Here is a 24,888-nt window from a genome sequence, read left to right as displayed (position 1 = left end):
AGTCAAGGATGACCGCCCTTCCCGGCGCCAGGTTCTGGCGCCGCTGCCTGCTGCTCGCCAGCCTGGCATTGGCCATGCCCGCGTGGAGCGCCGAAATCCTGCTGACCGCCGCCCAAGACAGCCCTGGCGTGCAGGCCTTTGCCCAGGCCCTGCGCGTGCAACGCCCCGTTGATGAGGTCACCTTCAAGGCGCTGCAAGACATGCCCGCCCCCGGTCAATTGCCGGCCAGCACCCGTCTGATCCTGCTGGACCTGCCCAGCCTCGACTGGCGCCTGCAGGACACCCAGGGCCCGGCGACGCTGGTGCTGCGCATCAGCCGCCTGCAAGCCCGCCAACGCCTGGGCAACCATGTGCCCGGCAAGATCAGCCTGCTGTGGAGCGACCCGCCCCTGGACCGGCAGTTACGCCTGATCGCCAATATCTTGCCCCAGGCCCAGCGCATTGGCGTGTTGTACGGCAACGACAGCGAGTTCCTGCTGCCGGAACTGCGCCAGCATGCCACGGCCCTGGGCCTGGAAATCGTCGCCCAGCCCTGGGACAACATTAATGACAGTCGCCCCCTGCTCAGCCTGTTTAAAAGCAGCGATGTGTTACTGGGCCTGGATGATCCACAGCTATACAACCCGAAGACCGTGAAAAACCTGCTGTTGAGCAGCTACGCCAGGCAATTGCCGCTGATCGGGCCCAACGCCGGTTTCGTGCGGGCCGGCAGCCTGGCCAGTACCTACAGCGACCAGGCCGATTGGCTGGATGTGCTCAACCGCCTGCTCGATCACCCGCCGGCCGGCTGGCCGCGCTCGCTGTACCCGGAACACTTCAAAGTCGTGGGCAACCCGCAAGTGGCGCGCTCGCTGGGGATCGAACAGGTGGACGAGAGCGCCGTCGCGACCCGATTGACCGAAGGGGAGAAACGCCCATGACCTTGCGTCGCCGTTGGGATATCAATACCCGAACCCAGATCATCACCCTGGGCCCGGCCCTGTTGCTGACGCTGCTGCTGATCAGCTTCTTTACGTTCGTGCGGATCCAGGACCTGCGCCAGGAACTGGACCACACCGGCCAGTTGATCGCCAACCAACTGGCGCCGGCCACCGAGTATGGCGTGATCTCGGGCAACAACGACGTGCTCGACAGCCTGCTGCGAGCGACCCTGGCCACGCCGCATGTGCGCTTCCTGGAAATCCAGGACAGCGCAGAAAACATCCTGGTCTATGTCGAACAGCCCTCGGAAAAGCACGACCGCTCGCTGTCGGTAAAAATCTTCCAGGCCCCGATTCGCTTGCAACATATCCAGTTGGGCAATGACTTTTTCCAGGACAGTACCGCGCAACCCAAGGCCCCCAAGGCCGACTATCTGGGCCGGGTGATCGTCGGCATGTCCAACGACGCCTTCAGCCAGCGCCAACAGGAAATCCTCTTCAAGGCCGGGATCCTTGCGCTGTTTGCCCTGCTCTTTACCTTCCTGCTGGCGCGGCGTCTGGCTGCCAGCCTGTCGCAACCGATCAGTGCCATGGGGCATGCGGTCAAGGCAATCCAGCGGGGCGACTACAAAACCCCACTGCCGATTGTCGATGACTCCGAACTGGGCGACCTGTCCCGCCATATCAACAACCTGGCCGAAGGCTTGCACCACGCCAGTCGCGAACAGCAGCAAGCCATGGCCCAGTTGATCCAGACGCGCGAGGAAGCCGAGCGTGCCAACAGCGCCAAATCCGACTTCCTGGCGATGATGAGCCACGAACTGCGCACGCCGATGAATGGCGTACTGGGCATGCTGCAACTGCTCGAAACCACCTCCATGACCGACGAACAGACCGAGTACGCCGCACTGGCCTCGGAGTCAACCGAACACCTGCTCAAAGTCATCAACGATATCCTCGACTTCTCGCGGATCGAACGCTCGGCCCTGGAGCTGGAACATATTCCGTTCAATCTGGTGGACCTGATCAACAGCTGTGCCCAGGCGTTTCAGCACAGCGCCATACAGCGCGGATTGGTCCTGGAGTTGCCAATCCCGCCGGGCATGGAAGCGTTGCGCGTGCAGGGCGATCCGACGCGGATCCGGCAGATCCTGGTGAACCTGATTGGCAATGCGCTGAAGTTCACCGAGCAGGGCACGGTCAGCGTCGAGCCCAACTGGCAAACCCTGGACCATGAACTGCTGTGGTTCACCTGTACGGTACGCGACACCGGGATTGGTATTTCGGCCGAGCGCCTGGAACTGATGTTCGACGCCTTTCAACAGGCTGACAGCTCTATCTCCAGGCGTTACGGAGGTACCGGCCTGGGCCTGCCGATTGCCCGTACCCTGGCCGAGCGGATGGGCGGCACCCTGCGCGCCCAGAGCGAAGAAGGCCTGGGTTCGGTGTTCACCCTGGAAATCCCGCTGGCGATCTACCAGCAAAGCCTGCCGCAGATTGCTGCGGACACCCCGCATAAAGCCAGCGCCGGTGACGGCCGCAATGTGCTGCTGGTGGAAGACAACCCGGTCAACCGCACCGTGGTCGAGGCCATGCTGCGAAGCCTGGGGTTCGAGGTGAGCATCGCCACCGATGGCGCCGAAGCGATTCGCAGTGCTGAAAGCCTGATTTTCACGGCGATTTTGATGGATTGCCGACTGCCGGTGATCGACGGCTATGAAGCCACCCGTCAGATTCGTCAGCTACCTGGCTGCGCCGACCTGCCGATCATTGCCCTGACGGCCAATGCGTTGCAGGGCGATCGCGAGGCGTGCCTGGCCGCCGGGATGAACGATTACCTGGCCAAGCCGTTCAAACGTACGGATTTGCAGCAAATCCTACAGCGCTGGGTGCATTAGATGGGCATCATCAGCCAACTGCGACTGGCGTGAAAGGCGAAAGTGCGGCAGTCTTAGGCACCCGAGCGGGCCCATAAATAAGCCCGGTTTAAAATTTCAGTGCACAAGTGTACATTCATGTCCTTGATGCTGTGACTTTCACTACAACGCAATAGTCTACCTGTAGGCTGCCGACGTGAGGCAAGCACGCTTCAGTCGGTCGGGAAGATTTACCCGGCCCTGCCGCATGGGATTATTGAGGAGCTCGCATGACCAAACAAAACGCCTTTACCCGGGAAGACCTGCTGCGCTGCAGTCGCGGTGAGCTGTTCGGCCCAGGTAACGCGCAACTGCCCGCCCCGAACATGCTGATGGTGGATCGCATCACCCATATCAGCGAAGAGGGTGGCAAGTACGGCAAAGGTGAATTGGTCGCCGAGCTGGATATCACCCCTGACCTGTGGTTCTTCGCCTGCCATTTCGAAGGCGATCCGGTCATGCCGGGCTGCCTGGGCCTCGACGCCATGTGGCAGCTGGTCGGTTTCTACCTGGGCTGGCAAGGCCTGCCGGGCCGTGGGCGTGCCCTGGGTTCGGGCGAAGTGAAGTTCTTTGGCCAGGTCCTGCCGACCGCCAAGAAAGTCACCTACAACATTCATATCAAACGCGTCCTCAAGGGCAAGCTGAACCTGGCCATCGCCGATGGTTCGGTCACTGTCGACGGGCGCGAGATCTACACTGCCGAAGGCCTTCGGGTCGGCGTGTTCACTTCCACTGACAACTTTTAAGGGTTATCCGCATGCGCCGCGTCGTTATCACTGGTCTGGGCATCGTTTCGTGCCTGGGCAATGACAAAGAGACCGTCACCGCTAACCTGCGTGCAAGTCGCCCTGGCATCCGCTTCAACCCGGAATATGCCGAAATGGGTCTGCGTAGCCAGGTTTCCGGCTCCATTGACCTACCCCTCGAAGAACTGATCGATCGCAAGATCTATCGCTTCGTCGGCCACGCAGCCGCCTACGCCTACCTGGCCATGAAAGACGCGATTGCCGATTCCGGCCTGAGCGACGACCAGGTGTCCAACGTGCGTACCGGCCTGATCGCCGGCTCCGGCGGTGCGTCGACCTTGAACCAGATGGAAGCGCTGGACATCCTGCGCGAGAAAGGCGTCAAGCGCGTTGGCCCGTACCGCGTCACGCGGACCATGGGCAGCACCGTTTCTGCGTGCCTGGCCACTCCATTCCAGATCAAGGGCGTGAACTACTCGATCTCCTCCGCCTGCGCCACCAGTGCCCACTGCATTGGGACTGCGGTCGAACAGATCCAGTTGGGCAAGCAAGACATCGTGTTCGCCGGTGGCGGTGAAGAAGAACATTGGAGCCAATCGTTCCTGTTCGACGCCATGGGCGCGCTGTCCACCCAGTACAACGAAACCCCGGAAAAGGCCTCCCGTGCCTACGACGCCAAGCGTGACGGTTTCGTCATCGCCGGCGGTGGCGGCATGGTCGTGGTCGAGGAACTGGAACACGCCCTGGCCCGTGGCGCGAAGATCTACGCGGAAATCGTCGGCTACGGCGCGACTTCCGACGGCTACGACATGGTTGCGCCAAGCGGCGAAGGTGCCATTCGTTGCATGCAGATGGCCATGGCCACCGTTGATACGCCAATCGACTACCTGAACACCCACGGCACCTCCACTCCAGTGGGCGATGCCAAGGAAATGGAAGGTGTGCGTGCGGTATTCGGCGACAAGGCACCAGCCATCAGCTCCACCAAGAGCCTGTCGGGTCACTCCCTGGGCGCCGCTGGCGTGCACGAAGCGATCTACTGCCTGCTGATGATGGAAGGCAACTTCATGGCGGGTTCGGCCAACATCGACGAGCTGGATCCAGCCGTTGCTGATATGCCGATCCTGACCAAGACCCGTGAAGATGCAACCATCAACACCGTGATGAGCAACAGCTTCGGCTTCGGTGGCACCAACGCCACCCTGGTACTGAAACGCTGGCAGGGCAAGTAAGCCCCGCAGGTTGATCATGTGAAAACGCCCCGACTGGTTCGGGGCGTTTTTTATTGGGCGGGGTTAATGCTGGTCCGTGTCGCCTTCATCGCAGGCACGCCAGCTCCCACATTGACTGTATTCGCAAATCAAAATGTGGGAGCTGGCTTGCCTGCGATAGAGCCAACTCAGGTCTGCAGCCCTACACCGAAAACCGCGCCACCATGGTGTTCAGGTCCACCGCCAACCGCGACAACTCCTGGCTCGCCGCACTGGTCTGGTTGGCCCCCGCCGACGTCTGCATCGCCAGGTCGCGAATGTTCATCAGGTTGCGATCCACCTCCCGTGCCACCGCCGCCTGCTGTTCCGAAGCGCTGGCGATCACCAGGTTGCGTTCGTTGATCAGGGTGAACGCCGAGGCAATTTCCTCCAGCGCAGTGCCCGCCGACTTGGCGATATCCAGGGTCGAACGCGCCCGGCTGTTGCTCTGCTGCATCGAGCTTACCGCCTGATCGGTGCCCTGCTGGATCCCGCCGATCATCTGCTCGATTTCCTGGGTCGATTGCTGAGTACGATGAGCCAGGGCCCGCACCTCATCGGCGACCACCGCAAACCCGCGCCCGGCCTCACCAGCCCGTGCCGCCTCGATTGCCGCGTTGAGCGCCAGCAGATTGGTTTGCTCGGCAATTGCGCGAATCACATCCAACACCTTGCTGATGCCGTATACCTTCTGCGCCAAGTCCTCGACCTGGGTGGCATTGGCCGTCACGTCATCAGCCAGCGACTCGATCGACAGCACCGTCTGATGCACTTGCTCACGCCCTTGCTGGGCAATGCGATCGGATTCGCGCGAGGCCTGCGAAGTGGCCACTGCATTACTGGCCACCTCCTCCACCGCCGCCGTCATCTGATTGACCGCCGTGGCAGCCTGTTCGATTTCCTGGCTTTGCTGGTGCAGGCCACGGGTGGCGTCCTCGGTGACACAACTGAGCTCCTCGGAAGCGGAGGCCAGTTGGTTGGAGGAATCGGAAATGCGTCGGATCGTCTCACGCAGGTTTTCCTGCATGCTCTTGAGCGCCTGCTGCAGGCGCGCTGGCTCGTCCTTGCCGCTGACGGTGATCTCGCCGGTCAAGTCGCCGCTGGCCACTCCCTGGGCGACCCTCACCGACTGCGCCAGTGGCAACACGATGCTACGGGTCAACAGGACGGCCAGACCGATGGTAATCAACGCGGTCATGGCGATCATGCCGATCACCCAGATCCGCGACTGGCTGAATACCTGCTGCGCCAAGTCTGCCGCCTGGTTGGCGCTGACCTTGTTGAGGATGACCAACTCGCCCAGGGTACCGGCCAAGGTATCCGCCAGGTGATTCATCTCGCCGTTGACCACCTTGAGCGCGTCTTCCAGCTGATTCTGCCGGGAAAACGCCATGACCTGCTCCTGGCGTTGCAAATACTGTTGCTGCTCAACCTTGAAGCGGTCGAACAGCACCTGGTCTTCGGGCAGGACAATCAACGCTTCATACAGACTCTGCGCGGTGTGCAGCTGCTTTTTGATATCGAGGATTTTTTGTTCATTCTGGGCCACCGCCTGAGGATCGCGGTTGATCAACAGACGCAAGGTCAAGGCGCGTATCCGCAGCAGGTCCTGATTCATTTCGCCGGCCGCCATCACGCTGGGCAGCCAGTTGGTTTCCACCTGGTCCGACTGCTCGCGCATATTGGCCATTTGCATCAAGGCGAACCCGCCCAGTACAAACACCATCAACGCCAACAATCCAAAACCCAGGCCAGCACGGGGAGCGATATTGAGACTTCTGATACTCATTGCTCGGATTCCTTTCAAGAGCGCTGCATCCACCTGCAGCGGGTTGCTCATGAAAGGTATCGGCGTCTTCGACTTTTTGCGTAAGACGAAAACGCGATATCAAAACGCCTTTATCTACCGACCCTATAACTGTAGCGATTCAGCGCACGGTAAAGCTCTTCTGGGTCAGCAGTCGATCACCCTGGAACACCATGAATCGCCACTCGCCCGGTACCACTTCGTGGCTTTCGGTGAACTCGTAGGCCATCACGTCCTGAGGCGCGCCAGGCACCAACTTCTGGGTCACTTCGAATTTGTCATGCCGCTGGCCATCGGCCGTGCGGATGCCAGGAGTGAAGTAGAGCAAGGTCAGCGGCGTGTCTTCGGCGACCTTGCCAAGCAACTGGTAACGCAGGCCAAACTTGGTCCCCAGCTTGGCCGGCACCACGGTGGTGGCCTGGATCTGCTCGTTGCTGCGGCGCAACACGCGCTCGCCCGACTGCAGCTCGGCTTTCGGGCCTTCAAACACGCCGAATTCCACCGGCCCTTCGATACGGACTTCGGCGCTGGCCATGCCGCTGATCATCATCATTGCCGCCAGGGCGCTTAAACGGGTGAGGTGCATAGTGGGCTCCTTGGATTAGATGGCGGGAGCTTATGACACCGGTATGACCGGACGATGACAAACCCGATCAGCGAGGCTTGGGCAAAATCGCCAGGAAATTGTCCCGCGCGACTTTTCGCGCAACGTCTTGCGGCAAGGCATCAAGGAAGGGATTGAAGCTGCGCATTTCCTTACCCAACTTGTTAAAGCGCCCTACAACATCAGAACCCAGCATAAAGCGCTCCGGAAAGCGCTCTACCAGCGCCAGCCATTCGGCCCGGGGCTTTCCCGCCTCGTCCAGCAGATAAGGCGTGAGCATGCTCCAGGACAGGTCGATATACAGGTTGGGATAAGCCTCCAGCATGCGGCTCAAGGTGGGCAGCAGGAAATCCAGCTGCGTCTGGTGACGGTGGATCTCCATGCTGGTGCCGGCATGGGCCCAAATGAACCGGGTGTGCGGATGATTGCGCAGCGGCGCTTCAATCTCTGCCAGGTACAGGGGATTGCGCTCGCGCTTGGACGTGATATTGGAATGCACCAGCACCGGCAGGTCGTTTTCGGCGGCCAGGTGATAGATCCGCGTCATCGCCTCGTTGTTCGCCCGCGGGGTATCGCCTGAGGTCAGGGCCGTCAGGTCGTCGTGACGGGTGAACACCTCGCCAATGCCCTGCCACAGGCCAGGATAGAGGTCGAGCATGCGCTGGATATGCGCCTCGGAGTTCTTGTCATTGGGGTTGAAGCCGCTCAAGAAGGGATGAAAATGCTGGCGTTGCTGCGGGGTCAGCTTGTTGACCGCTGCGGCGACGATCACATCGGTGGCGCTGTACCAATAGGCATCGGCGTCATCGCCGGCGTAGTAGCGCGGACGCTTGGGTTCGTCTTCATGCCATTTCTTCGCCACCGGGACGCCGGAAATCATCACGTGTTCGATACGGTTATCGGCCATGGCCTTGAGCAACTTGTCCATGCCCGCCGTCTCCTGGAAAAAATCGACGTAATGCAGGTGCGCGTCACTGTAGGCATAGTCGCGAGCCTGCACGGCAAGGCTGCTGGTGGCGAGCAACAGGGCAATACTCAGGCGGGTCCAGGGCACGATAAAACCTCAATCCAGGGGCAAGTCAGGTAGACCGCAGGCATTGCACGGGGGTTCACCGCGCAAAAAATGCGGAACACTCAAGTGCCAGCATGCTCTATAACTGCATGACCTTCATCCTGCCACCTTCCGAGGTTTGCCATGCCTGTTATCGTCAATACCCTGAATGCCGACAACTTTCGCCATAGCGTCAACATCAACAACCATGAATTGTTTACCGACCTGCCCAAGAGCCTGGGTGGAGACGACTCGGCGCCTTCGCCCCACGATTACTTCGACGCCGCGCTGGCCTCGTGCAAGGCGCTGACCGTCAAGCTGTATGCACAGAAAAAGGATATCCCCCTGACGGGTGTGACCGTGGAAGTCACCCACGACAGCACCGAAGAGCAAAAGGGCAAATACAAGCTCAACGTCAAGCTGACCCTCAAGGGCGTGCTGACTGATGCCCAGCGCGATGAACTGCATCGTGTGGCGGACAAGTGCCCGGTACACAAGCTGATGACCACCGCCGAGATCAGCATCGAGACCCGACTCTCGGAAGGCGCCTTCAGCCAATAACACCGATTTCCTGCCGGGCGGGTTATGCTCAAACCCATCGAACCCGCTCAGACAGGGATGCACCATGACCACCGTGACCGTAATTCGCCCACGCGCCGAAGATGTCGAGGGGCAGCCTATCCTGCGCCCCCTGCCCTCGCGGGAATGCCGCAGCGTCGGACCTTTCGTGTTCTTCGACCATATGCTCGAAACCCGCTACGCCCCTGGCAGCGGCATGAATATCCGCCAGCATCCGCATATTGGCTTGTCGACACTGACCTACTTGTTTGAAGGCGAACTCCTGCACAAGGACAGCCTCGGTTCTGATCAGGTGGTCAAGGCCGGTGACGTCAGCTGGATGACTGCCGGCAGCGAGATTGCCCACGTCGAGCGCACACCTGACGCCCTCAAGGCCAAGGGTTTCAACCTGCATGGCCTGCAAGTGTGGCTGGCGTCACCCAAGGCACACGAGCAAGGACCGGGGCATTACAGCCATCACCCGGCGGCGAGCCTTCCAGTCAGTGACAACCTTGGAGTAAGCATCCGCCTGATCGCCGGCAATGGGTTTTGCCTGGCGTCACCGGTACCGGTGCTGTCACCGACGCTGTATGCCGAAGTGCAGATGCAGACGGCCACCACCCTGCTAATTCCCGATGAACATGCCGAGCGCGCGGTGTATGTGCTGCAGGGTGATGCGCAACTCGACGGTGAGCCCCTGGAGGCCCATAGCCTGGCGGTGTTACCGGCGGGCCAGAGCATGGCGCTGTTTGCCGAGACCGAATGCCACCTGGTGATCTTCGGTGGCGCGCCGCTGGATGGGCCACGGCGGATCAACTGGAATTTTGTGGCCAGTGACTCGGCGCTGATCGAGCAGGCTCGCCAGCGTTGGGCGGCTGGGGATTGGCCAACGGTGCCGGGGGAGACCGGCAGAATTGAGTTGCCTGTCAAATAGCTATCGCGAGCAAGCGCGCCCCCACATCTACGGTATTCACCCATCAAAGTGTGGGAGCGGGCTTGCCCGCGATGAGGCCCTAACAGGCGCTGAAGACTCAGCCCTTGAACACTTCTTCCAACAGGTTATGCATCGCCTGGAACGCCCGCCCAGCCGTCTTGGCGTCATACATCATCTTGCCCGGCACATTGGCCTGCGGGTCGGTGAACGAATGCACCGCGCCGCCGTAGCTCAGTAACTGCCAATCCACACCCGCCGCGTTCATCTCTTCTTCAAATGCAGGCAGTTGCTCCCTCGGCACCAACGGATCGCTAGCGCCATGCAGCACCAGCACTGAACCCTTGATGTTCTGCGCGTCCGCCGGGTTTGGCGTGTCCAGGGTGCCATGGAACGACACCGCAGCCTTCAACGGCGCCCCGGTACGCGCCAGCTCCAGGGAGCAGCAACCGCCAAAGCAGAAGCCAAAGGTCGCCAGTTTCGTGGTATCGACAGCGGCTTCGACCTGGCCTTGCAGTTGTTCAAAGGCCGCCTGCATGCGCTTGTTCAGCAACCCACGGTCATTCTTCAACGGCATCATCGCCGCACCGGCTTCATCGCCATTGGACGGGCGCACGGTTTGCCCGTACAGATCAGCGATCAACACCACATAGCCCTTGCCGGCCACGGCCTTGGCGATCTCTTCGGCGCCTGCGCTGACACCCATCCAGTTCGGTGCCATCAGCAAGCCCGGCCGCGGGCCCTTGTGACTGGCATCGAAGGCCAGGCGGCTTTCATAAGACTGGCCATCAATCTGATAGACCACGGAACGCACAGTGACTTGGCTCATCATTTACTCCAGTTTTAGGTGGATTGACGATGCTCCCTGTAGGAACGAGCTTGCTCGCGAAGAACGTCAACGATAACGCGCAAATGCTGAATGAACGCGGTGATCTCACGTTTTTCGCGAGCAAGCTCGCTCCTACAGTAGAGCCAGAACGAAAAACCCCGCCGAAGCGGGGTTTTCTTGCAACGTTGTTAAACCGACAGTTCAACCAACAGCTTGTTCAGTCGGCGCACATAGGCCGCCGGGTCTTTCAGGCTGTCGCCTGCGGCCAGCGCCGCCTGGTCGAAGAGAATGTGCGACAGGTCGCCAAAACGCTCTTCGCTCTGCTCGCCGTCGAGTTTCTCGATCAACGGGTGAGCCGGGTTGAATTCGAAGATCGGCTTGGAGTCCGGCACCTTCTGCCCGCTGGCTTCGAGGATCTGGCGCATCTGCATGCCCAGGTCCTGCTCGCCGATGGCCAGGATCGCCGGGGAGTCGGTCAGACGGTGGGAAACCCGCACTTCGCTGACAGCATCGCCCAGGGCGGCCTTGATCCGTTCAACCAGGCCTTCTTTGGACTTGGCCACTTCTTCAGCGGCTTTTTTGTCCTCTTCCGAATCCAGGTTGCCCAGGTCCAGGTCACCACGGGCCACGTCGACAAAGCTCTTGCCGTCGAACTCGCTGAGGTAGCTCATCAGCCACTCATCGATACGGTCGGTGAGCAGCAGCACTTCGATGCCTTTCTTGCGGAAAACTTCCAGGTGCGGGCTGTTCTTGACCTGGGCGTAGGTTTCACCGGTCAGGTAGTAGATCTTGTCCTGCCCTTCCTTGGCGCGTGCCAGGTACTCGGCCAGGGACACAACCTGCTCGCCGTCTTCGCCCTGGGTGGAAGCAAAGCGCAACAGGCCGGCGATTTTTTCCTTGTTGGCGAAATCTTCTGCCGGGCCTTCCTTCATGACCTGGCCGAAGTTTTTCCAGAAGCCTTTGTATTGCTCAGGCTCGTTCTTCGCCAGTTTTTCCAGCATGTCGAGCACACGCTTGGTCAGCGCCGACTTCATCGAGTCGATGATCGGGTCTTTCTGCAGGATTTCCCGCGACACGTTCAGCGACAGGTCATTGGAGTCGACCACGCCCTTGATAAAGCGCAGGTACAGCGGCAGGAAGGACTCTGCCTGGTCCATCACGAACACACGCTGTACGTACAGCTTCAGGCCTTTGGGCGCTTCACGCTGGTACAGGTCGAACGGGGCACGGGCCGGGACGTAGAGCAGCGAGCTGTATTCCAGCTTGCCTTCGACCTTGTTGTGGCTCCAGCTCAACGGGTTTTCGTAGTCGTGGGCGATGTGCTTGTAGAACTCCTGGTATTCCTCGTCCTTCACTTCAGTGCGAGGACGGGTCCACAGGGCGCTGGCGCGGTTGACCACTTCCCATTCCAGGGCTGGAGCCTCTTCGCCTTCGGCTGCCGCTTGTTCTTTCGGCAGTTCGATTGGCAGCGCGATATGGTCGGAGTACTTCTTGATGATATTGCGCAGGCGCCAGCCATCGGCGAATTCGTCTTCACCGTCCTTGAGGTGCAGCACGATACGAGTACCACGGTCGGCCTTATCGATGGTGGCGATCTCAAATTCGCCCTCACCTTTAGAGGACCAATGCACGCCTTCACCAGCAGCGAGGCCGGCACGGCGGCTGAACACTTCAACCTTGTCGGCGACGATAAAGGCCGAATAGAAGCCCACGCCGAACTGGCCGATCAGGTGCGAATCTTTCTTCTGGTCGCCCGACAGGTTCTTCATGAAATCGGCGGTGCCGGATTTGGCGATGGTCCCCAGGTGGGTGATCGCGTCCTCACGGCTCATGCCGATGCCGTTGTCTTCGAGGGTGACGGTCTTGGCGTCCTTGTCGAAGCTCACACGGATTTTCAGTTCGGCGCCACCTTCCAGCAACTCAGGCTTGGACAGGGCTTCGAAACGTAATTTGTCGACAGCGTCAGAGGCGTTCGAGATCAATTCGCGAAGGAAGATTTCCTTGTTGGAATACAGCGAATGGATCATGAGGTGCAGCAGTTGCTTCACCTCGGTCTGGAAGCCCAGGGTTTCCTTTTGAGTTTCCACACTCATGGTCATCAAACTCCAATTGGATGGCAATGGCCGCCCCCGAAAGGGTTGGCGGCGGGTTGTCATCAAAGTTGGGGGCTAAGACCAGGATTTCAAGGGTGGCCCTGCTCCTGAATCTTGAAATGCGCCCGAGCGGTGGCAATGGGCTCGGCCGGGGTGCTTTGCCAGGCGGTGATCGCGACATTGGCCACGCGCCTCCCCTGGCGCCACACCTGACAAGTGGCGTAAGTGTCGCGAAACTGCCCGGCCCGCAGGTAATCCAGGGAAAAATCGACGATCTTGGGCAAACTCCTTTCAACCCCTGGAGCCTGCGTGGCTACCCATAAATGAAAGGCCGCCGACAGCTCCATAAAGCCTGCGATGACGCCCCCATGGATGGCCGGCAATATCGGGTTACCAATATTGTCCTTGTTGGCAGGCATGCGAAACAGCAATTCATCCCCCAGGCGCGTGCATTCGATGCCGATCAACCGGGCATAGGGGATCAGGTCGAGCAGCGCCTTGTAGTCGCCGCGCTGGTGGGCCTGCTCCATGCGGGTCTTGAATCGGTGTGTCATGCCTGTTCTCCCTTGATGCTGCTGCCAAATCCCCGCGTGCCCTTCAAACGCTTGCCCATGCGCATGAATGTGCCCACCACATGGGCAATCGGTTGCTCGGGGTCATCTTGATAAGCAAAACCACGGGTAAAAATCACATCAGTGGTCACCCGGTAGCATTGGGCAAACCCGAACACCGGCTTGTGCGGCTCGGCCGGGTGCATGTAATCGATGCGCAAATCCAGGGTGGGGCACACTTCAAATTCCGGCAGCACACACAAGGTGGCCATGCCGCAGGCCGTGTCCATCAACGAGGTCAAGGCGCCACCATGAATGATCCCGGTTTGCGGATCGCCAACGATCTGCGGGCTATACGGCAAGAGCAAGGTCATGCCGTCCGCGCTCGCGTCATGCACCTCGATACCCAGTACCTGACAGTGACGCAGGGCTGAGACAAAACGTGCGGCACGCTCTAAAAGGGGGTTATCGGTCATTCGATAAAGACTCTTATTAGTAGTGATCCGGCGAAACAAGTACCCCGGAAGAAAGTTCCTTGGAGAAACGGCTTATATATCTGTGAGATTAAAGGAACTAATACAGGCACCCCGTGCTCGAAAGGCCAGTAGATATCTTCAATAAGGAGAAACACCCCATGCGCAAGACTTTCGCTGTTTCCTTGATGTTGGCTGCCGCCCTTGGCCTCGCTGCCTGCGATAAGAAATCCGAGGACAAAGCTCAGGATGCCACCCAGCATGCTGAACAAGCTCAGGAAAAAATGAGCGAAGCTCAGGATAAAGTGAACGACGCTGCAAAAGAAAACGCCGAAGCCGCCAAAGCCCAAGCTGAATCTGACGCAGCCGCTGCTAAAGAAAACGCTCCAGCTACACCTGCAACCGGTTCCTGATACCGTGGTTTAAATACCATGTTGCAAAAGAAAGCCCGCTTAATAGCGGGCTTTACTTTGTGCGCTGTTTTTGTGAGCAGCCAAACCGGAAAGCCGGACTAAGCAGCCGTAATAAACGATCTAGTCAGGAAGCGACCTCTTTATTTACCTCAGGCAAAGGTGCCTCTGTCGGGGTATAAACCATGACTTCCAGAACATCGGAATGAAATTCCCGCCGGTACAGCACCAGCACCACCCCGCTGCTCATCAGCATGAACAGCCAGGGGCTGACAAACCAGGCGAGCATGGTCATGCCGAAGTAATAGGAACGCAGGCCGAAGTTGAACTGGTTGGCGGCCATGGAAATCACCCGCGCCGCCCGCAAGGCAAACGCCTTGCGCTCCTGCTCTGAGACATGCCGCTCACCGACCATCGGCGCCGAGCCAATCAGGATCGCTGCGAAGTTGTACTGGCGCATGCACCAACTGAAGGTGAAGAAGGCATAGACAAATACCAGGGCCAGGCACAGCAGCTTGATCTCCGACATGCCCTGGGACGCCTGTTGCACCATGGGGATATCCGCCAGCAGCGAGACAGCACGCTCTGAGGCCCCGAGCACGGTGAGGATACCGGCGAGGATGATCAGGGTGCTGGAGGCAAAGAATGAAGCGTTGCGCTCCAGGTTGCCGATCACGCTGGCATCGGCGATGCGGTTGTCGCGCAGCAGCATGCGACGCATCCAATCTTCGCGGTACAAGTGCAGCACACTGGCAAGGCAGGCAGTGTCTCGGGCTTTCCAGCTGGCATAGCGGGTGTAACCGCCCCAGCAGATGACAAACCAGAGCGCGGCAAGCAAGTGGATCAGGTTGGCTTCAACGAACGACATGCGGGTCCTTTACACGATGAGTCTGGCGAACGCAGAGCAAGGTGGGAGCGGGCTTGCTCCAACATTGTTCTGCGCTCCAACTTTGGAATTTCGTACCCCTTCGACGTTAGTCCACGAAAAAAGACACTGCCCGTCGCCCATAAAAAATGCCCCGGATCGATTGATACGGGGCATTTCGATTTCAGCGTATGTCAGATCGCTTTAGGCGATGGCTTCGCTGCGTTTGCCCAGCATACGGTCAACCCCGAATGCAGCCACCAGGGTAATCACACAAGGTACCAGCCACGCCAGGCCTTGTTCGCTCAATGGCAGGTTAGCCATTTGCGCAGGCATCCAACCGGCCAGGCCAGCGCCCTTGAGAGCGTCGATGGTGCCGAAGATGAACGACACCAGCATCACCGGGCCAAGGATGCGGCCATGCTCATGCCAGAAGTCCTTGCAGAAGCTCAGGGCCACCAGAACGATGCACGGCGGGTAGATGGCGGTCAGTACCGGGATCGAGAAGGCAATCAGCTTGGTCAGGCCCAGGTTCGACACCAGCAGCGAGAACGCAGCCAGGATCACCACCAGGGTCTTGTAGGACAGTGGCAACACCCGGCTGAAGTACTCGGCGCAGGCACAGGTCAGGCCTACCGCCGTGACCAGGCACGCCAGGGAGATCAGCACCGCAAGGAAACCGCTGCCCAGGGAGCCGAAAGTGTGTTGCACGTAGGCATGCAATACCGCTGCGCCATTGGCTGCACCGGCGGCCACCTCATGGCTGCCCGAACCGAGGCGGAACAGGCTGACGTAGACCAGCGCCAGGCCCACGCCGGCGATTAGCCCGGCAATGATCGCGTAGCGGGTAATCAGCTGTGGCGACTCGACGCCACGGGAGCGAATGGCGTTGACGATCACGATGCCGAACACCAGCGCGCCCAGGGTATCCATGGTCAGGTAGCCATTGATAAAGCCCTGGGAGAACGGTGCGGCGACGTATTCAGGCGTTGCAACGCCGATATCACCCGCAGGCAGGGCGAAGGCCGCGATCCCCAGGACCGCCAGTGCGATGATCTTCAGCGGCGCGAGGAAACGGCCGACGGTATCCAGCAAACGCCCTGGATACAGGGAGATGAAGAACACCAGCAGGAAGTACACCGAACTGTAGAGGAACAGGGCCAGCGGGCTTTCGCCGGTCAATGGCGCCAGGCCTACCTCGAACGAAACCGTCGCGGTACGTGGCGTGGCGAACAATGGGCCGACAGCCAGGTAGCACGCTGCAGCCAGGATGCCACCGGCGACCTTGCCGATGGGGCTGCTCAAGGCATCCATGCCACCACCGACCTTGGCCAGCGCGATAACGGTAACCACCGGCAAACCCACGGCGGTGATCAGGAAACCCAGCGCTGCCATCCAGACATGAGGCCCGGACTGCAAACCAACGATTGGCGGGAAGATGATGTTGCCGGCGCCCACGAACAGGGCAAAAGTCATAAAGCCCAACGCCAGGATATCCTGGCTTTTCAACACTTTCATTTGAGGAAATACCACACTACTGAATCGGAATTTAGAGAGGGATTCCCTATGGATGAGGGAAATACTGCCGGCCCTTATGGGGACCGACCGGTCTAGCACGCGGCTTCCTTTTGGGATGCGGGCGCATAAAGAGGCGGCTAGCGTACAGAATTTGCCTGACAAACGCACTGTTGCGGGGCAGACTGTCCGATAAGCGACACTTCGATGTCGCGTTTTCATACTTAACTTGGCAATGCAGTCCACTGTGGGAGCTGGCTTGCCTGCGATGCAGACGGCGCGGTGATACAGGCAAGCCAAGGTGATGCAATCGCAGGCAAGCCAGCTCCCACAATGGACGGCGTCAATTTCAACAAATGGATACACCCAGAAAGCACAAAGGCCACCCGAAGGTGGCCTTTGTGTGGTGAGGCGTCAGTTAAGCGCGAGGCTTACTTGACAGCCCAGCCAGTCAGCTCGGACAAAGCCTTGCCGATGTCTGCCAGCGAACGCACGGTTTTCACGCCTGCGTCTTCCAGGGCAGCAAACTTCTCGTCTGCAGTGCCCTTGCCGCCAGAGATGATTGCGCCAGCATGGCCCATGCGCTTGCCCGCAGGGGCAGTCACACCAGCGATGTAGGAAACAACCGGCTTGGTCACGTGTGCCTTGATGTAGGCAGCCGCTTCTTCTTCAGCCGAACCGCCGATCTCACCGATCATGACGATCGCTTCGGTCTTCGGGTCTTCCTGGAACAGTTTCAGGATGTCGATGAAGTTCGAACCTGGGATCGGGTCACCGCCGATGCCGACGCAAGTCGACTGACCGAAACCGGCGTCAGTGGTCTGCTTCACAGCTTCGTAGGTCAGGGTGCCGGAACGGGAAACGATACCGACTTTGCCTGGCAAGTGAATGTGACCTGGCATGATGCCGATCTTGCATTCGCCTGGAGTGATCACGCCTGGGCAGTTAGGGCCGATCAGGGTAACACCCAGCTCGTCGCACTTAACTTTAGCGTCCAGCATGTCCAGGGTAGGAATGCCTTCGGTGATGCAAACGATCAGCTTGATGCCGCCGAATGCCGCTTCCAGGATGGAGTCCTTGCAGAAAGGAGCTGGAACGTAGATCACGCTGGCGGTAGCGCCAGTTTGAGCAACAGCATCTTTCACGGTGTTGAACACTGGCAGGCCCAGGTGCTCGGTGCCGCCTTTGCCTGGCGTTACGCCGCCAACCATCTTGGTGCCGTATTCGATGGCTTGCTGGGTGTGGAAGCTACCTTGCGAACCGGTAATACCCTGGCAGATAACTTTGGTGTCTTTATTGATCAGGACGCTCATTATTTGCCCTCCGCAGCTTTGACAACTTGTTGAGCAGCGTCGGTCAGGCTGGTAGCAGCGATGATGTTCAAACCGCTTTCTGCCAGTACTTTAGCGCCCAGTTCAGCGTTGTTACCTTCAAGGCGTACAACAACCGGGATTTTCACGCCGACTTCTTTCACTGCACCGATGATGCCTTCGGCAATCATGTCGCAACGAACGATGCCGCCGAAGATGTTGACCAGTACTGCAGCGACGTTGGAGTCGGACAGGATGATCTTGAACGCTTCGGTAACGCGTTCCTTGGTAGCACCACCGCCTACGTCGAGGAAGTTGGCTGGCTTGCCGCCATGCAGGTTGACGATGTCCATGGTACCCATGGCCAGGCCAGCACCGTTGACCATGCAACCGATGTTACCTTCCAGGGCTACGTAGTTCAGTTCGAACTTGGCAGCGTGCGCTTCGCGCGGATCGTCTTGCGACGGATCGTGGAAAGTCTTCAGCTTAGGCTGACGGTACATAGCGTTGGCGTCGATGTTGATCTTGGCGTCGAGGCAATGCAGATCGCCGTCAGCCTTGATCACCAGCGGGTTCACTTCCAGCAGGGCCAGATCGTGATCCTGGAACAGTTTGGCCAGACCAACGAAGATCTTGGCGAACTGGGCAACTTGCTTGCCTTCCAGACCCAGCTGGAAAGCCAGCTCGCGACCCTGGAATGGCTGAGCGCCAACCAGTGGATCGATAGTGGCCTTGAGAATTTTTTCTGGGGTTTCGTGAGCGATCTTCTCGATGTCCACGCCACCTTCGGTGGAAGCCATGAACACGATGCGACGGCTCGAACGGTCAACGACAGCGCCCAGGTACAGCTCTTTAGCGATATCAGTGCACGATTCAACCAGGATCTTGGTGACTGGCTGGCCATTGGCGTCAGTCTGGTAAGTCACCAGACGCTTGCCCAGCCACTGCTGTGCGAAGGCCTTGGCGTCTTCTTTGCTGCGAACCAGCTTAACGCCGCCCGCTTTACCGCGACCACCAGCGTGGACCTGGGCTTTGACAACCCACTCGGTGCCGCCGATTTTGTCGCAAGCTTCTGCTGCTGCTTCCGGGGTGTCTACTGCGTAGCCCTTGGAAACTGGCAGGCCGTATTCAGCGAACAGCTGCTTACCCTGATACTCGTGAAGATTCATGCTTTTTACCGTCTTCGTTAGGTACTGCGCATTCGGCGCTGCGCTCATTATGAGTGCCGCGCCACCTGTGACTGCTGCTTGCCCAGCTTCATCGCCCTAAGGCCTTCAAAGCTGCGCAAGACTGCGTCCAGCGGATATTCCGCGGTGAGTCTTGCGCGCAAGGCTCACGACGGGCAACTCCGCCGTGGTTTCTTATTATCTCGCTTAGCGCTTCTTGCGGTTGGCGATGTGGATGGCGCCGCCATTCACAGCCAACGCTGCTTCGTGCAACGCTTCGGACAGGGTCGGATGGGAGAAGACCATCATGCCCAGGTCTTCGGCACTGGTGCCGAATTCCATACCGATAGCGCCTTGCTGAACCAGTTCTGCAGCGCTTGGGCCAATCACGTGGACGCCCAATACGCGGTCAGTCTTGGCATCAGCGATGACTTTAACAAAACCGCCAGTGTCGTTTGCTGCCATGGCACGGCCAGAAGCGGCAAACGGGAAGGTGCCGACGTTAACTTCAACGCCTTCAGCTTTCAACTGCTGTTCGTTCTTGCCGACCCATGCGATTTCCGGGTGGGTGTAGATAACCGAAGGGATCAGGTCGTAGTTCATCTGGGTCTTGTGACCCTTGATGCGCTCAACCACCATGATGCCCTCTTCGGATGCCTTGTGCGCCAGCATCATGCCGCGAACCACGTCACCGATGGCGTAAACGCCAGGAACGGTAGTGGCACAGTGATCGTCAACGTGCACGTAGCCACGCTCGTCAAGGGTCACACCGCTGTCGGAAGCCAGCAGGTCGGTGGTCACTGGACGGCGACCAACGGCTACGATCAGCTTGTCGAACGTGATGGTCTGCTCGCCGTCTTTATCGGTGTAGGTCACAACGACTTCTTCGCCGTTCACCTTCGAACCGGTAACACGGGCACCCAGCTTGATGTCCAGACCTTGCTTGGTCAGGGTCTTCAGGGCTTCTTTGGACACTGCGGTGTCGGCAGCCAGCAGGAACGTGTCCAGGGCTTCCAGAACAGTGACTTCGGAACCCAGACGGGACCATACCGAACCCAGTTCCAAGCCGATTACGCCAGCGCCGATCACGCCCAGACGCTTGGGAACAGCTTGGAATTCCAGGGCGCCGGTCGAATCAACGATCACGTTCTGATCAACTGGAGCAGGTGGAATGTCGATTGGGCGCGAACCTGGAGCCAGGATCACGTTCTCGGCTTCAATGATTTCGGTCGAACCATCTGGCTTGGTGATTTCAACTTTCTTGCCGGCCAGCAGTTTGCCGTGGCCCTGCAAGGAAGTGACGCCGTTGGCCTTGAACAAGGTCGCAACGCCGGAGGTCAGGCCTTTGACGATGTTGGCTTTACGGCCGACCATTGCAGGCACGTCCATAGTCACGCCAGCATGGTTGATGCCGTGGATCGCGAAACCGTCCTGGGCTTCGTGGAATTTCCAGGAGCTGTCCAGCAGCGCCTTGGAAGGAATGCAACCAACGTTCAGGCAGGTACCGCCCAGCGCCAGTTTGCCTTCCTTGTCGGTGTATTTTTCGATGCAAGCAGTCGAGAGGCCCAGTTGTGCGGCCTTGATGGCGGCAACGTAGCCGCCAGGGCCCGCACCAATCACTACGACGTCAAATTTCTGTGTCATGAAATAGATCCTCTATTAGCTTCAAGCTTCAAGCTCCAAGCCTCAAGCTGCAAGCCAAACTGCGTTTACTTGCAGCTTGCAGCTCGCAACTTGAAGCTGCTCCAATCAAATATCCAGGAGCAGGCGAGCCGGGTCTTCCAGCAGATTCTTGATGGTCACCAGGAAAGTCACGGCTTCTTTACCATCGATCAGGCGGTGATCGTAGGACAGTGCCAGGTACATCATCGGACGAATCACGACCTGGCCATTGATGGCCATCGGACGCTGGATGATGTTGTGCATGCCCAGGATCGCAGCTTGCGGCGGGTTGACGATCGGGGTCGACATCATCGAACCGAAAGTACCACCGTTGGTGATCGTGAAGGTCCCGCCGGTCATCTCGTCGATGGTCAGCTTGCCGTCACGGGCTTTCTTGCCGAAGCCGGCGATGCCGCCTTCGATTTCAGCCAGGCTCATCAGCTCGGCGTTACGCAGGACCGGTACCACCAGGCCACGGTCGCTGGACACGGCAACGCCGACGTCAGCGTAGCCGTGGTAAACGATGTCGCTGCCGTCGATGGAAGCGTTGACTGCCGGGAAGCGTTTCAGCGCTTCGGTGGCCGCTTTCACGAAGAACGACATGAAGCCCAGGCGTACGCCGTTGTGGGACTTCTCGAACAGATCCTTGTACTTCGAACGCAGGGCCATGACTTCAGTCATGTCGACTTCGTTGAAAGTGGTCAGCATCGCCATGTTCGACTGTGCTTCAACCAGGCGCTTGGCCACGGTGGCACGCACGCGGGTCATCGGTACGCGCTTCTCGGTGCGGTCGCCAGCAGCGAACACAGGAGCAGCGGCAGCCGGGGCAGCAGCCTTGGCAGGTGCGGCAGCCGGGGCGCTTTTCTTGGCTTCAACAGCGGCAACCACGTCTTCCTTGGTCACACGGCCGTCTTTGCCGGTGCCTTTGATGGAAGCCAGGTTGATGCCGTTTTCTTCAGCCAACTGACGTGCAGCCGGTGCAGCGATTGGGTCTTCACCACCAGCGGCCGGAGCGGCAGCAGCAGGTGCGGCAGCCGGAGCAGCAGCGGCGGCTGGAGCCGCGGCAGCAGCACTGCCCGCCTCGATCGAGCCCAGTACCTGGTTGGACAGGACGGTAGCGCCCTCTTCAGCAATGATGGCGCCCAGGACGCCGTCGGCTTCGGCCAACACTTCCAGTACAACCTTGTCGGTCTCGATGTCGACGATCAGGTCGTCACGCTTGACGGCCTCGCCTGGTTTCTTGTGCCAGGTGGCAACGGTGCCATCGGCAACCGATTCCGGGAATGACGGGGCTTTGATTTCGATAGCCATTATCTGTGGGTCCTTAAAATTCGGTTTCAGTCAGCGCGAAGGCGTTAAACAGTGAAAGCATCTTGCAGCAGTTTTTCCTGCTGCTCGGCGTGCATCGATGCATAACCACAAGCAGGTGCAGCAGAAGCATCACGACCGGCGTACTCCAGGCCCAGGGCCTTGTTGTGGTTGCCGATGCTGCGACGCAGGTGATGCTGGCTGCTGTACCACGCGCCCTGGTTCATCGGTTCTTCCTGACACCACACCACATTGGTGAGGTTGGTGTAAGGCGCGATGGCCTCCATCAGGTCGTCTTCCGGGAACGGGTAAAGCTGCTCGATACGCACGATGGCGATGTCTTCGCGGCCTTCGGCACGACGTTTTTCCAGCAAGTCGTAGTAAACCTTGCCGCTGCACAGGATCAGGCGAGTGACCTTGGCCGCGTCCAGGGTGTCGATTTCCGGAATAACGGTCTGGAACGAACCATCGGCCAGATCTTCCAGGGTCGAGATGGCCAATTTGTGACGCAACAGCGATTTCGGGGTCAACACTACCAGCGGCTTGCGCAGCGGGCGGATCACCTGGCGACGCAGCAAGTGGTAGATCTGGGCCGGGGTAGTCGGCACACACACCTGGATATTGTGCTCGGCGCACAATTGCAGGTAACGCTCCAGACGGGCCGAGGAGTGCTCCGGCCCCTGACCTTCATAACCGTGTGGCAGCAACATGGTCAGACCGCACAGACGGCCCCACTTGTGCTCACCGCTGGTGATGAATTGGTCGATCACCACCTGGGCACCGTTGGCGAAGTCGCCGAACTGGGCTTCCCAGATCACCAGCGCCTGAGGCGTAGTGGTCGAGTAGCCGTATTCGAACGCCAGAACGGCTTCCTCGGACAGGAACGAATCGTACAGGTCAAAACGTGGCTGGCCTGCATACAGGTTTTGCAACGGGATGTAGGTGCCCGCGTCTTTCTGGTTGTGCAGTACAGCGTGACGGTGCGAGAACGTACCGCGACCGATGTCCTGACCCGTCATGCGAATCGGGTGACCTTCGAATGCCAGGGTCGCGTACGCCATGGTTTCGGCGTAACCCCAGTTGATCGGCAGGCCGCCGGCTTGCATCTTCTGACGGTCTTCGTAGATCTTCGCAACCTGGCGCTGTACCACGAAGCCGTCCGGAATTTCCAGCAACTTGGCAGACAGTTCCTGCAGGGTCTTCAGATCGAACGAGGTGTCGTGACGCGCGGTCCAGGCGTGGCCCAGGTACGGACGCCAGTCAACGAACAGCTCTTTGTTCGGTTCTTTGACCAGGCTTTTTACTACATGCAGACCGTTGTCCAGCGCGTTGCGGTATTCATCGATCTTCGCCTGAACACGTGCATCGTCAACCACGCCGGCCTTGGTCAGGCTTTCGGCGTACAGCTCACGGGTGGTGCGCTGCTTGCTGATTTGCTGGTACATCAGCGGTTGGGTGCCGCTAGGCTCATCCGCTTCGTTGTGACCGCGACGGCGGTAGCAGACCAGGTCGATGACCACGTCACGCTTGAACTGCATGCGGTAGTCAATGGCCAGTTGGGTCACGAACAACACGGCTTCCGGATCATCCCCATTCACATGGAGGATCGGCGCCTGGATCATCTTGGCAACGTCGGTCGCGTACTCGGTAGAGCGCGCGTCCAGCGGGTTGCTGATGGTGAAGCCCACCTGGTTGTTGATGACGATGTGGATCGTACCGCCGGTCTTGAAGCCGCGGGTCTGCGACATCTGGAACGTTTCCAGGACCACGCCTTGACCGGCGAATGCCGCGTCACCGTGGATGGAAATCGGCAGGACCTTCTCACCGGTGGAATCGTTGCGACGATCCTGGCGAGCACGTACCGAACCCTCGACCACTGGAGAAACGATTTCCAGGTGGGATGGGTTGAACGCCATGGCCAGGTGAACTTCACCGCCGGTGGTCATCACGTTGGACGAGAAACCCTGGTGGTATTTAACGTCACCGGAACCCAGTTCGACCTTCTTCTTGCCTTCGAACTCGTCGAACAGCTCGCGCGGGTTCTTGCCGAAGGTGTTGACCAACACGTTCAGGCGACCACGGTGAGCCATGCCGATCACGATTTCCTTGGTGCCGTAGGAACCGGAACGCTGGATCAACTCGTCGAGCATCGGAATCAGGCTTTCGCCGCCTTCCAGGCCGAAACGCTTGGTGCCCGGGTATTTGGTGCCCAGGTATTTCTCAAGGCCTTCGGCAGCGGTTACGCGCTCAAGCAGGTGACCGCGCACATCGGCGGACAGCACCGGACGCCCACGCACGCCCTCAAGGCGATGCTGGAACCAGTGGCGCTGCTCGGAATCGGTGATGTGCGTGAATTCAGCGCCGATGGTGCGGCAATATGTCTGCTGCAACGCTTCGTGAATTTCGCGTAGGCTCGCTTCCTCTTTGCCGATGAACAGGTCGCCGGCACGGAAGGTCGTATCAAGATCGGCATTGGTCAAGCCGTAGTGATTGATCGACAGGTCTGCAGGTGCAGGACGCTGCCACAGCCCCAGCGGGTCAAGCTGGGCTGCCTGGTGGCCACGCATACGGTAGGCCTGGATCAGTCGCAATACTTCAACTTGCTTCTTCTCGTGCTCACTGCTCACGCTCCCGGCGGAAACCGGTTGGGCGCGGCGCTGGTTCTTTGCCAGCAGCACAAATTGATCGCGAATTGTTGCATGCGATACATCGGTGGCAGCGTTGCCGTCTGAAGACAACGTCTGAAATTTGGTGCGCCATTCTTCTGGCACAGCGTTAGGGTCGTGCAGGTAGAGCTCATAAAGCTCTTCCACATAGGCAGCGTTACCACCTGAAAGATAGCCGCTGTTCCACATGCGCTGCATCACGCTTTCTTGCATGCTTGGTCACCCTCGATTTGGGGACACCACCGGCGAAAACACCG

21 protein-coding genes and 1 pseudogene are annotated in these 24,888 nt (G+C 59.2%); 7 read left to right on the top strand and 15 right to left on the bottom strand.

From position 1 onward, the window contains the following. The first annotated feature begins 8 nt into the window (after nucleotides 1–8). The 4 genes from KL786_RS05110 to fabB all read left to right on the top strand — a co-directional run bounded on the left by KL786_RS05110 (nucleotide 9) and on the right by fabB (nucleotide 4,814). Nucleotides 9–920 (top strand): ABC transporter substrate-binding protein, encoded by a 912-nt coding sequence (locus tag KL786_RS05110; RefSeq protein WP_502937843.1) that lies wholly within the window; start codon nucleotides 9–11, stop codon nucleotides 918–920. Next, entirely contained in the window at nucleotides 917–2,818 is a 1,902-nt protein-coding gene (locus KL786_RS05105; protein WP_215516968.1) for an ATP-binding protein, read from the top strand. Before KL786_RS05110 ends, KL786_RS05105 begins: the two co-directional genes overlap by 4 nt. A gap of 248 nt (nucleotides 2,819–3,066) precedes the next feature. Beyond that, nucleotides 3,067–3,582, top strand: a complete 516-nt coding sequence (fabA, locus tag KL786_RS05100) for a 3-hydroxyacyl-[acyl-carrier-protein] dehydratase FabA (RefSeq protein ID WP_032859207.1) — start codon at nucleotides 3,067–3,069, stop codon at nucleotides 3,580–3,582. An 11-nt stretch (nucleotides 3,583–3,593) separates the two neighbouring features. Beyond that, nucleotides 3,594–4,814 carry a beta-ketoacyl-ACP synthase I gene (gene fabB, locus KL786_RS05095; RefSeq protein WP_032859205.1) on the top strand — a complete coding sequence of 407 codons (1,221 nt, stop codon included), beginning with the start codon at nucleotides 3,594–3,596 and terminating at the stop codon, nucleotides 4,812–4,814. Nucleotides 4,815–4,995: 181 nt separating this feature from the next. Here fabB and KL786_RS30045 read toward each other — a convergent pair whose 3' ends face one another. The 4 genes and pseudogenes from KL786_RS30045 to KL786_RS05080 form a co-directional block, all read right to left on the bottom strand. After that, nucleotides 4,996–5,859, bottom strand: a complete 864-nt coding sequence (locus KL786_RS30045) for a methyl-accepting chemotaxis protein (protein WP_421526746.1) — start codon at nucleotides 5,857–5,859, stop codon at nucleotides 4,996–4,998. Beyond that, a pseudogene (locus tag KL786_RS30040) lies at nucleotides 5,851–6,621 on the bottom strand (MCP four helix bundle domain-containing protein); the annotation flags it as partial. The pseudogene KL786_RS30040 and the gene KL786_RS30045, both read right to left, overlap by 9 nt. 139 nt (nucleotides 6,622–6,760) lie before the next feature. Continuing rightward, entirely contained in the window at nucleotides 6,761–7,225 is a 465-nt protein-coding gene (locus KL786_RS05085; protein WP_215516966.1) for a DUF3859 domain-containing protein, read from the bottom strand. 67 nt (nucleotides 7,226–7,292) lie between these two features. Next, nucleotides 7,293–8,297: an amidohydrolase family protein gene (locus tag KL786_RS05080; protein ID WP_215516965.1), complete on the bottom strand. Its 1,005-nt coding sequence runs from the start codon at nucleotides 8,295–8,297 to the stop codon at nucleotides 7,293–7,295. Nucleotides 8,298–8,438: 141 nt separating this feature from the next. On the opposite strand from KL786_RS05080, the gene KL786_RS05075 reads away from it, so the two are divergent. After that, nucleotides 8,439–8,855: an OsmC family protein gene (locus KL786_RS05075; RefSeq protein ID WP_215516964.1), complete on the top strand. Its 417-nt coding sequence runs from the start codon at nucleotides 8,439–8,441 to the stop codon at nucleotides 8,853–8,855. Nucleotides 8,856–8,919: 64 nt separating this feature from the next. After that, a complete protein-coding gene (locus tag KL786_RS05070) occupies nucleotides 8,920–9,786 on the top strand; it encodes a pirin family protein (protein WP_215516963.1) in 867 nt (288 codons plus the stop codon). Between the two features lie 97 nt (nucleotides 9,787–9,883). Here KL786_RS05070 and KL786_RS05065 read toward each other — a convergent pair whose 3' ends face one another. From KL786_RS05065 to KL786_RS05050, 4 genes are all read right to left on the bottom strand, one after another. Further along, on the bottom strand, nucleotides 9,884–10,612 hold the full coding sequence (locus KL786_RS05065) for a dienelactone hydrolase family protein (protein ID WP_215516962.1): 729 nt from the start codon (nucleotides 10,610–10,612) through the stop codon (nucleotides 9,884–9,886). A gap of 188 nt (nucleotides 10,613–10,800) precedes the next feature. Continuing rightward, nucleotides 10,801–12,705 (bottom strand): molecular chaperone HtpG, encoded by a 1,905-nt coding sequence (htpG, locus tag KL786_RS05060; protein ID WP_032859654.1) that lies wholly within the window; start codon nucleotides 12,703–12,705, stop codon nucleotides 10,801–10,803. 89 nt (nucleotides 12,706–12,794) lie between these two features. Next, nucleotides 12,795–13,259: a PaaI family thioesterase gene (locus KL786_RS05055; RefSeq protein ID WP_215516961.1), complete on the bottom strand. Its 465-nt coding sequence runs from the start codon at nucleotides 13,257–13,259 to the stop codon at nucleotides 12,795–12,797. Then, nucleotides 13,256–13,732 carry a PaaI family thioesterase gene (locus tag KL786_RS05050; RefSeq protein WP_032859187.1) on the bottom strand — a complete coding sequence of 159 codons (477 nt, stop codon included), beginning with the start codon at nucleotides 13,730–13,732 and terminating at the stop codon, nucleotides 13,256–13,258. The genes KL786_RS05055 and KL786_RS05050 overlap by 4 nt, the downstream gene beginning before the upstream one ends. A gap of 158 nt (nucleotides 13,733–13,890) precedes the next feature. On the opposite strand from KL786_RS05050, the gene KL786_RS05045 reads away from it, so the two are divergent. After that, nucleotides 13,891–14,142 (top strand): hypothetical protein, encoded by a 252-nt coding sequence (locus KL786_RS05045; protein ID WP_154842058.1) that lies wholly within the window; start codon nucleotides 13,891–13,893, stop codon nucleotides 14,140–14,142. Nucleotides 14,143–14,266: 124 nt separating this feature from the next. Here KL786_RS05045 and KL786_RS05040 read toward each other — a convergent pair whose 3' ends face one another. The 7 genes from KL786_RS05040 to KL786_RS05010 form a co-directional block, all read right to left on the bottom strand. Further along, nucleotides 14,267–15,007 carry a DUF599 domain-containing protein gene (locus KL786_RS05040; RefSeq protein WP_215516960.1) on the bottom strand — a complete coding sequence of 247 codons (741 nt, stop codon included), beginning with the start codon at nucleotides 15,005–15,007 and terminating at the stop codon, nucleotides 14,267–14,269. 201 nt (nucleotides 15,008–15,208) lie between these two features. Beyond that, entirely contained in the window at nucleotides 15,209–16,522 is a 1,314-nt protein-coding gene (gene brnQ / locus KL786_RS05035) for a branched-chain amino acid transport system II carrier protein (protein ID WP_065943512.1), read from the bottom strand. A 428-nt stretch (nucleotides 16,523–16,950) separates the two neighbouring features. After that, on the bottom strand, nucleotides 16,951–17,832 hold the full coding sequence (sucD, locus tag KL786_RS05030) for a succinate--CoA ligase subunit alpha (protein WP_032859181.1): 882 nt from the start codon (nucleotides 17,830–17,832) through the stop codon (nucleotides 16,951–16,953). Further along, nucleotides 17,832–18,998, bottom strand: a complete 1,167-nt coding sequence (gene sucC / locus KL786_RS05025) for an ADP-forming succinate--CoA ligase subunit beta (RefSeq protein WP_003233235.1) — start codon at nucleotides 18,996–18,998, stop codon at nucleotides 17,832–17,834. Before sucC ends, sucD begins: the two co-directional genes overlap by 1 nt. Before the next feature lie 204 nt (nucleotides 18,999–19,202). After that, nucleotides 19,203–20,639, bottom strand: a complete 1,437-nt coding sequence (gene lpdA, locus KL786_RS05020; RefSeq protein ID WP_215516959.1) for a dihydrolipoyl dehydrogenase — start codon at nucleotides 20,637–20,639, stop codon at nucleotides 19,203–19,205. A 105-nt stretch (nucleotides 20,640–20,744) separates the two neighbouring features. Next, complete coding sequence (gene odhB / locus KL786_RS05015; protein WP_215516958.1) at nucleotides 20,745–21,968, bottom strand: 2-oxoglutarate dehydrogenase complex dihydrolipoyllysine-residue succinyltransferase; 1,224 nt, start codon at nucleotides 21,966–21,968, stop codon at nucleotides 20,745–20,747. 44 nt (nucleotides 21,969–22,012) lie between these two features. Continuing rightward, entirely contained in the window at nucleotides 22,013–24,844 is a 2,832-nt protein-coding gene (locus KL786_RS05010; protein WP_215516957.1) for a 2-oxoglutarate dehydrogenase E1 component, read from the bottom strand. Nucleotides 24,845–24,888 lie beyond the last annotated feature (44 nt).

This window comes from Pseudomonas sp. TAE6080 (assembly GCF_018732265.1).
Classification (GTDB): Bacteria; Pseudomonadota; Gammaproteobacteria; order Pseudomonadales; family Pseudomonadaceae; genus Aquipseudomonas; species Aquipseudomonas brenneri.
Note: the sequence above shows the minus strand (reverse complement) of the source record. Positions and strands in the feature narration are given on the sequence as shown.